Consider the following 1,128-nt stretch of genomic DNA (forward strand, 5'->3'; position numbering starts at 1 on the left):
ATATTCCTTAGCTAAAATAAAAAAGCTGATTACAGATAACGATATACCCGTTGTTAAACGAAGTACAGAAATTGGTTATGATCGGGGTGGGAATTTCAATGTTGAAGCATTATATATTTTAAAAACGGATTGGCATAAAATAGTTAAGTGATAATGTAATTTGTGTTTACATGTGCAACCTCTGGTATTAATTTATCAGAGGTTTTTTTATGACTAAAATTTATTTTCAAAAAAGTGAATTATTTATTTCTGCTACATATTTATAAGTATGAAAGAGAAAAAATTACAATTGCTGAAGTTTTACGGCTCGTACTTCATTGAGGACAAAAGTATAAACGCATACCTAATGATAGACACATTTAATAACACTATCAGGATGATAGATAATGATTGTTTTGCAATGATTGAATTGTTGCAAGATATAAAAGAAGATATTAAAAAATTAAGATAATGAGCGCATTTGAAGAATCAGAAAAAATAGGTAGGGATAAAATGATAAAAAGATTTTCAAATTATCAATTAATAGAATCAGACAATTTCTTTGAGAGTTGGGATTTCTCCGGTAGAACAACCAGTATTATGGATGGAAATAAAAATTATTTCATCGAAGTAAAAGATAGAAAGATATCATCAAAGTTATATAACACCGCTTATCTTGAAGTTGATAAATTACGCAGGTTAACAGAAATAGCAAATGAAAATGAAGCAGCTTCAATATTGTATGTGTGTTTCTATACTGATAGTATTTGTTACTGTTTTAATCTCAGAGATATTTCAATTACAGATGTTAGTATAATTAAAATGAACCTGAATCATAAAACAGATAAAGATGTTGGAATTGTTGAAAAACAAATAATTCAACTGCCATTTAAATTAGGCAAGAAATATACATACACACTATAATGGAAATATTATCTACTTCACTAATAATCGGTATGGGTGTATATTTCTTATTTCAATTGCCAGTGTACAATAACATATTACATTACCTAAAACTAACAACTACAAAACCATTCTCCTGTACATTTTGTATGGCATTTTGGATTGCAGTTATAACGGTGCTATGCACCATGAATACAGCATTGTTACCAGTGCTTTGTTGTGCTCCAGTGTGTGCAACATTAATAC

Annotated in this window: 1 protein-coding gene; it reads left to right on the forward strand. The window is 28.7% G+C overall.

What is annotated here, in order from left to right:
- Positions 1–450: 450 nt before the first annotated feature.
- Entirely contained in the window at positions 451–903 is a 453-nt protein-coding gene (locus tag AC1DRQ_RS31755) for a hypothetical protein (RefSeq protein ID WP_477430174.1), read from the forward strand.
- Positions 904–1,128: the final 225 nt, after the last annotated feature.

It is taken from the genome of Mucilaginibacter sp. P4_E8 (assembly GCF_056401495.1).